The sequence below is a fragment of the Paenibacillus dendritiformis genome, from assembly GCF_015845845.1.
GTDB lineage: Bacteria > Bacillota > Bacilli > Paenibacillales > Paenibacillaceae > Paenibacillus_B > Paenibacillus_B dendritiformis_C.
In genome coordinates this window covers 28,637-37,660 of the sequence record NZ_LDIG01000110.1, presented here as the reverse complement: position 1 = coordinate 37,660, position 9,024 = coordinate 28,637, and the positions used below count along the sequence as shown (strand labels likewise).

1 protein-coding gene is annotated in these 9,024 nt (G+C 57.2%); it reads right to left on the bottom strand.

The window, feature by feature from the left end:
- Positions 1–9,011 (bottom strand): non-ribosomal peptide synthetase (locus ABD76_RS09385; RefSeq protein ID WP_197256284.1); only part of this gene is annotated, 9,011 nt, incomplete at its 3' end.
- Between the last annotated feature and the right edge of the window lie 13 nt (positions 9,012–9,024).

The following is a 9,024-nucleotide window of genomic DNA, read 5'->3' as shown; positions in this document are numbered from 1 at the left end:
AGCCGGCCCTCCACTTCCGAGATCTCGATGCGGTTCCCCCGTATTTTGACCTGTCTGTCCAGACGGCCCAGAAATTCCAGATTCCCATCCGGCAGCCAGCGCACGAGATCCCCGGTCCGGTACGCCCTCTCCCCCGGCACGATCGGACTCGGAACGAATTTCTCGGCGGTCAGATCCGGCCGCTTCACATATTCCCGGGCCAATCCGTCTCCCCCGATGTACAGCTCTCCCGGCACCCCGACCGGCTGCCGCTGCCCCCAGCGGTTCAGGACGTAGACCCGCGTGTTGTGCACGGGCCTGCCGATCGGCACGCTGCTTCGCTCCCGCATGCTCTCATCCACCGTGTACGTCGTGGCGAACACGGTCGTCTCCGTCGGCCCGTAGCCGTTGGCTATCCGGTTCGGCCCCAGATATTCCAGCGCCTTCACGACATGCTTCTTCGAGCCCGCCTCTCCGCCGAAGAAGAGCTTCCGCACATGCTTCAGGCAGGTTACATCCCAATCCACGACGGTATTGAACAGAGCCGCCGTCATGAAGGCCGTAGTAATGCGCTGCTCCTCGAATGTCCTCGCCAGCTCCTCGGCGTCCAGCACGCTATGCTTCGGAAGGAGAACCAGCGTCGCCCCGTTCAGCAGCGCTCCGAAAATCTCATACGTCGAGCCGTCAAAGGCATAATTGGACAACTGCAGCACCCGATCCTCGGGCAGCATATCCATAAATCCGTTGCGGATGCTGGTTTTGATCACGTTCCGGTGCGTAATCATCACGCCTTTGGGCGTGCCGGTCGAACCGGATGTGTACATGATATAAGCCGCGGATTCCGCCGGAATGGTCAGGTCCTCCACCGACGCCCGCGTCCCGGCTTCCGCCCGCTGCCCCTCGTCCAGCGGCAGCGTGATGCCCGTGAAGCCGGGCACGGCCATGCCGTCCTGCGCGAGCAGGATCCGGGCGCCGCTATCCTCCAGCATATGCGCAAGCCGCTCGGGCGGAAAGCCCGGATCCAGCGGCACATACGCCGCGCCCGCGGTCAGAATCCCGAGGATGGACTCGATCATCCCGATCGAACGATCCGCTATCAGTCCGACCGCTTCTCCCGTGCCGACTCCCCGCTGTCTGAGCGCCTCGGCCAGACATTGCGCCCGCTCGCGCAGCTGTCCATAGGCGACCTGTTCGCTGCCCCATACGAGCGCCGGATGATTCGGACGAAGCCGCGCCTGCTCCGCGAACAGCTCCGGAATGCTCGCATCGCGCGGATAATCCGCCGATCCGCCCTCCAGCCGGAGCAGCTCAAGCCGCTCTCCCTCGGTGATCAGCTCGATATCGCGGATGCGCGATGCCTCTTGTTCCGCCATCTGGCGCAGAATATGCTCATAATACATGGACATTCGCCTGATGGTGGCATTGGAAAAGATCTCGGTATTGTATTCGATCGTCATCACAATTTGATCTTCCTTTTCCATCCCTGCCCAGGTCATGTCGAACTTCGAGCGGTCAAGGGGCGCCTCCTCTTGATCAATTAGCAGGCCCGGCAATTCCAGCTTGGCGATGTTCATATTCTGCAGCACGAACAATGTATCAAAAAACGGATGCCGGCTCGGATCTCTGGCCAAGTCCACATGCTCCAGCAGTTCCTCTAACGGATAAACGGAGTGCTCATACGCTTCGAGCACCGCCTTCTTCACTTGGCCGACATATTCCCCAAGCCGCAAATCGGCTTTCGGATAACTGCGCAAAGCCAGCGTTTTTACGAACATGCCGATGAGCGATTCCGTATCCGCGTGATCTCTTCCCGCGACCGGCATCCCGACCGCGATATCCTCCTGGCCGGAGTATTTGGACAATAGGATAAAATACGCGGACAATAACGCCATGAATACCGTGATTTCATGATCCTTGGATTTTTCTCTCAGCTTAGAGACAAGTCCGCCTGGCAGCGAGAAGGAATATTTGGCTCCCTCGTAGCGCTGAACACTCGGGCGGGTTCTATCCAGAGGAAGTTCGAGCACAGGCGCAGGCTCCCGGTATAACGCATGCCAGTAAGACTTTGCGGCTGCATATGGTTCACTTGCCCGGCGATCCTGTTCCCACATGGCATAATCCTTATACTGTATGTCAAGCGGCGGGAGCTTCTCACCGCTGTACAACCTGAACAACTCGTCATATAAAATCGCAGTCGACACGCCATCCGATACAATATGATGAATATCAATGAAGAGCAGATAGCTCTTCTCTTTCATCTTCCACAGGACTGCGCGCAGCAGGCAAGGTGCGGCCAAGTCGAACGGCCGGATCCACGACGCCGGCAAGCCGCTGGCGTTCTCGCCCGACGCAGCCGGATGTGCGCTGTCATCTTCCGCAATCTCCAGGACCTCCAGCTGCCAGCCCAGTTGGCTCACGGGGTGAATCCGCTGCTTGACCTCATCCCCGTCCATATGGAAAGAAGTCCGCAATGACTCATGCCGCCCGATGAGCTGAATGAACGCCCGCTCCAACGCCGGAATGTTCAGGTCTCCGACTATCCGAAGCGCCATCGGCATGTTATAGCTCGTCCCGGCATGCTCATACTGCGAGACGATATACAGTCTTTTTTGAGCCGGGGTCACCGGATAGTCATCCTGCACCGGTGCCAAAGGAATGGAGGCATGGTCTAACCGCTTGTGTTCCGCTCCCCGGATAAATGTTGCCTGTTCCCGGATCGTCGGGTAATTGAATATATCCTGCAGCCGAAGCTTGACATCAAAGCATTGGTGAACCTTGGCCGCAAGCTGCATCGCTTTAAGGGAATGTCCGCCCAGTTCAAAGAAATGATCATCGATGCCGTGACCGTCAACCCCGAGCACTTCCGCCCACAGCCTGTGCAGCTTGGCCTCATCTTCATTGCCAGGGGCTTCCTTCGTGTCGTCCGGCATCGCCAGGCTTGGTTCCGGCAAGGCGGATCGGTCGATTTTCCCATTCGCCGTGAGAGGGAGGGCGTCAAGCACGACAAATGCGGCCGGAATCATATAATCCGGAAGCGTTCGTCTCAGCTTCCTTTGCCAGCGCGCAGCTTGCCTTTCTTCCTTCATCCCTTCGGCGGCGTCTTGTTCATAGACTACATAGGCGCATAAATAGACGGATCCGTGCGAATCTCTTTTCGGGATGACGGCGGCTTCCCGGACAGACGTCAGAGAGATCAGCTTGCTCTCGATCTCTCCCGGTTCGACGCGATTGCCGCGGATCTTGACCTGCTGATCGAGACGTCCCAAATATTCCAGCTCGCCGTCCGGCAGCCAGCGCGCCAGATCGCCCGTCCTGTACATTTTCTCTCCCGGAATGAAAGGATTCGGCAGGAAGCGCTGCTCCGTCAACTGCTGCCGATTCAAATATCCCTGGGCTACGCCGTCTCCGCCGATATACAATTCGCCGGGAATGCCTGGAGGCTGCATTTGCCCCCATGGGTCGAGCACATAGATTTGCGTGTTGTGGATTGGCTTGCCAATCGGAACGCTGCGCTTCCCGATAACCTGCTTCCGTACGGGATACGTTGCCGCGAACACGGTCGTCTCCGTCGGCCCGTAGCCGTTGACTATCCGGTTCTCGCCCAGATAATCAAGGGCCTTCGCAACATGCTGCACGGATGCCGCTTCCCCGCCAAAAAACAGCTTCCGCATATGCTTGAAGCACTCCAGATGATAATCGACCATCGTATTGAACAACGCTGCGGTCATAAAGGCGGAAGTCACGCGCTGCTCGTCCATAATCTTGGCGAGCTCGGCGGCATCCAGCAGATCATCCCTCGATATCAACACCAGCGTCGCTCCGTTGAGCAATGCCCCGAAAATTTCATAGGTGGATCCGTCAAAGGCGTAATTCGACAACTGCAGCATCCGGTCTTCCCCCGCCAGATCCGCAAAGCCATTGTTTACGCTCGTCTTTACAATGTTGCGATGGCTGGTAAGAACCCCTTTCGGCTTCCCCGCGGAACCGGAAGTATACATAATATAAGCAATATCCTCCGGGCCGGGGCCGGCGGCAAGCTCGCGTTCTTCCGCTAACATGCCTGACCATGCATCCGCTTCCCGGAAGGTGATTCCATACTCCAGGTATCCGCCTTGGAATTGAGGAACGTCCAGCCCGTCCGTAGCTACCAGCCAGCGCGCCCCGCAATCGTTCAGGATATCCAGCTTGCGCTCCTCCGGAAAAGCCGGATCGAGAGGAACATAAGCCGCCCCCGTCCTCAATATACCGAAAATCGCAATCATCATTTCCATCGATCTCTCCGCCAGAAGACCAACCCGATCCCCGCGTCCGATTCCCTTGCTTCCGAGCACGGCGGCGAACCGCTTCACGGCCTCGTTCAGCTCCCGGTAGGTCATCATTCTGCTTCCATAGATCAGCGCGGGATGATCGGCGGAGACGGCAGCCTGCTGGTCGAACAATAAGGAGACCGAGGCCTGAGCGGGATAAGAGGCGGCCGTCTCATTCCGGGCAGCCACCCAGGCTCTTTCTTCCTCCGTCAGCATATCGATGTCCCGCAGCAGCCGGTCAGGGGACGCGGTCATATGCTCCAGGATCACGATGAAGTGGTCAATCATCCGTTGTATCGTGGCCGGTTCGTATAAGCAGGCAGCGAACTCCACGACAAAGGTCATGCCTTCCTCCGACTCCCGTCCGCTCCAGGTTATGTCGAATTTGGCATGCCGCCACTCCCACTCCGCTGTCCGGAACGTCGTGCCATCCATCTCGATCGGCTCAATGTCCATGTTTTGCAAAACGAACATCGTATCGAACAGCGGATGACGGCTGAGATCCCGGGACAAATCCAGATCTTCAAGCAGATCCTCCAACGGATAATCCCCATGGGCCTGCGCTCTCATCATGCCTTCCTTGACGCGCCTGATCCACTCTTGGACCGACAGCGAGCCGTCCGCGTGATTGCGCAGCGCCAGCGTATTGACGAACATGCCGACAATCTCTTGCACATCCTCATGATGCCTGCCGGCAGTCGGTACTCCCACCACAATGTCCTCCTTGCCGCTGTACTTCGACAGCAGCAAGTTGTAGGCCGCCAGCAGGACCATATACAACGTGGCTCCCTGCGCGGCGCCAAGCTTTTTGAGCCTCCCGGTCATGCGCGGATCCAGCTGGAATGCAAGCGTTCGGCCATCATAGGAGCGAATGGATGGACGAACATAATCCGTCATCAGTTCCGCTTCCGGCAGCTTGCCTTCGAACTGCTCCTTCCAGTATTTCCGGTTCGACTCGTATCTCTCATGGTTCCGGCTGCGCTGCTCAAATACGGCATAATCCTTGTACTGTATCTTCGCGGGAGACAAGGCTTCTCCCCGGTAGAGCCGGGTCAGATCCCGATAGATAATCCCCATGGAGATGCCGTCGCACACAATATGGTGAATGTCAATGAACAGAACGCTGAGGCGATCGCTGAACTCGGCAAGCATGGCCCGGATGAGCGGACCGCTGCCCAGATCGAAGGGTCTGATGAACGAGCGCAGCAAGCGGGTGATCATGATCTGCCGCTCTTCCGCTTCCCCCGCCTGACGCCGATCCCTGTCCCAATCCTCAGGACGCACTTGACGGCAATCCAGACTCCAGGCGAGTTCGTCGCGCCCGATCACCCGCTGGCACAGCATATCGCCGGACCATGCGAATGAGGTTCTTAACGATTCATGGCGCTCGATCAACCGGATAAAGGCCTGTTCCAGCCTCGCTTTGTCGATTGCCCCTTCAATTTCCAGCACAATCGGCATATTGTAGCTCGACTGCCCGGGATCGAGCTGCTGCGCAATATACACCCTCTTCTGAGCGGAGGAAGCCGGATAGGCCGCCTGTTCAGGCGCGGGCAGGATCGGCTCGTAATCGCTTTGCTTCGCCGTCCTGATGCATGCCGCCATCTCCCGAAGCACAGGGTTCTGGAACACCTCATGCAGCGTCAGACGGACTCCGAGCTCCTTATGGACTTTGGCGGTCAGCATCATCGCTTTCAGCGAGTGCCCCCCGAGCTCAAAGAAATGATCGTCCGCTCCGAACCGCTCTGCTCCCAACACTTCGCCCCATATTTTCGCAAGCGCCGCCTCCGTGTCATCCGTCAGCGGAACACGCGCTCCCTGAACCGGCATCCGCGGTTCGGGAAGTCTTAGGCGATCCACCTTCCCGTTCGGGGTCAACGGAAACGACTCTACTATCTGAAACGATGCCGGAATCATATAATCGGGCAGGCGCTCCTTCAATGCCTTCCGCCAGCTCTGTATCTGCTCGTGTCCGTTCGCTTGCGCGTCCTCTTCGGAGGCGGAAACGCCGCCGGCAGGCACGATATAGGCGCATAGGCAGTCATGGCCCTGCTTGTCCCGCCACGGAATGACTAATCCGTCCTGCACGCCGGGAAGAGCTTTCAATACCTCGGCAATCTCACCCGGCTCGATCCGGTGTCCCCGAATCTTGAGCTGCTGGTCTATCCGCTCGAGAAAATCTATCGTCCCGTCCGGCAGCATGCGGACCCGATCCCCGGTCCTGTACAGCCTTTCTCCCGGCGAGAAAGGATTCGCAATGAACCGTTCGGCTGTCCGTTCAGGCTGACCCCGGTATCCTAGTGCAAGCCCCTCGCCGCCGATATAGAGCTCGCCCGGCACTCCTGCGGGCATCGGTTGCCGGCGCCGATTGAGCACATACGCGGTCGTATTATGAATCGGACGGCCGATAGGAAGCGTATCCGGCTGTGTTACCGCATGACAGGTCGCATATACCGTGGTTTCCGTCGGTCCGTACATATGAAGCAGGCGTCCTGGCCCGAGGGCGGCCAGCGCCTTGTTCACATGCTTTACCGACCCTTTTTCCCCACCGAACAAGACGTGGCGAAGATTCTTGAAGCAATTCGGATCCCAGTCGACCAACGCGTTGAACAGCGCCGTGGTCATAAAGGCCACACTAATGGAGTATTTATCAAAGGACGCCGCCAGCAATTCCGCGCTTAATAGCTCTTCCCGGGACAGGAGCACAAGCGTGGCGCCATGCAGCAATGCGCCGTAGATGTCGAAGGTTGCGCCATCGAAGGCATAATTGGATATTTGCAATATCCGGTCGGTCTTGTCCAGTTGAACATAACCGTTGTTAAGAATGGTTTTCGCCACGTTTCTGTGGGTGGCCACGACTCCCTTCGGTTGTCCGGTAGAACCGGACGTATAGATGATATAGGCAGGGCTGTCCGGGCTCAGTTCCAGACCGCATGCCGGTGCCGTCCGGGCATCGTCGTCTCCTGCCGGCTCCAAGTCGCCGGCCAGGATGGTCTCCCCTTGGAACCCGGGAAGATGAATCGCCGTCAACAGGAACAGGTGCCTCGCGCCGCTGTCGTTGAGGATGCCGGTCAGCCGCTCTTCCGGGAAATCGGGATCGAGCGGAATATAGGCGGCCCCTGCTTTGAGTACGGCAAGCATGCCGGCGATCATATCCGCCGAACGGCGCGCGGCAAGTCCGACCACATCGCCGATTGCGACGCCTCGCCGCTGCAAGCCCCTTGCCCATTGCTCGGATCGCTCATGAAGCTCCGAATAGGTCCACTGCTCGCTGCCGAAGACGACAGCAGGATGATCCGGATGCTGCAGCGCTTGGGCGACGAACAGATCCACGAGCGTCCGTTCCCGCGGATAATCTGCGGCAGTCTCGTTGAACGCGGCTATATTCCATTTTTCCTGCGGCGTAAGCACCTCGATATCCGACAGCTTCCTGTCCGGATCGGCCGTTACTTGCAGGCTGACGCGTTCCAAATGGCGGAATAACCGTTCGATCGCGTCCGCGGAATAGACCTGATTGTTATAGTTCATTTTGACACGCAACTCTGCGCCAGGACCGATGGATATATTCAAATCATAATTGGTGTGCTCGAAAGCTTCGATGGAGGTAATTTTGAAGCCCAGGTCCAGTTTGTCCGTATCGAACATGCTCTCGCTGGAAGGGTAGTTTTCATATACCAAGATGTGATTGAACAGGGGTGAAATTCCGGTTTCCGACTGAATCTCCGCCAGAGAGAGAAAGCTGTGCTCCTCGGACAAGATCCCATTTTGATGTGTCTTCATCAGCAATTGGGCAAAGGATTGATCCGGCGCGGCTTGTATTCTGACCGGAACGGCATTGATCATCAATCCGACGATCTTCTCCACATCCGGGATGGAGGGAGATCTGCCCGACACGACGGATCCGAAGACCACATCCTCGGCGTCGCTGTAATAGTGAAGTATGACTCCCCACACGGTCTGGAACAAACTGTTCATCGTGACCTGATACCTCCGGGATAAGGAAACAAGCCGTTCCGTAAGCTCCGTGCCAAGATTGAACGTTATTTCCTCGATGCGGGGAGCTTCCTTGTGCAAGGCCGTACGTTGGACAGGGAGAACCTCGACGGCCTCGTAGCCTGATAAATAGTTCCGCCAATACTTCCGCGCTTCCGTCTGATCGCGCGATTCGAGCCATCGAATATAGTTCTTGTACGGAATGACGCGCGGGAGCCGGGCCTTCGCTCCGTGGTTCTCTTCCTTATATAAAGAAAACCACTCCTGGAACAGGATTCCCAGACACCATCCATCCAGCAAAATATGATGATTGCTCCAGATCAGATCATACACGGATTCCCCCGTCTTGATCAGCTTGAGGCGAAGCAGCAGATCCTTGGACAGATCGAAGGCGCGTTGTCTGTCCTCTTCGGCAAGCCGCTGAATGAAATCGCGCTGCTCAGCCTTGCTCCGTTCCGATACATCGACGACTTCGAGCTGGAGCGGCCGTTCTTTGAGCACCACCTGCCTGGGCCTGTTGATCTTGTCATGAATAAAAATGGTCCGAAGAATATCGTAACGGCGAATGACGGCATTCAAGCTGGACTCCAATGCCCGGATATTCACGCTTCCTTCCAGCGTAAAAATCATTTGTTCAAAATATACATCTCCCTGGTCGTAAAGCGAATGAAAAAGCAGAGCTTCCTGCATAGGCGATAATGGATATATGTCGGCGATGTCCGGCTTGCTCATCTTCCCTCACGTC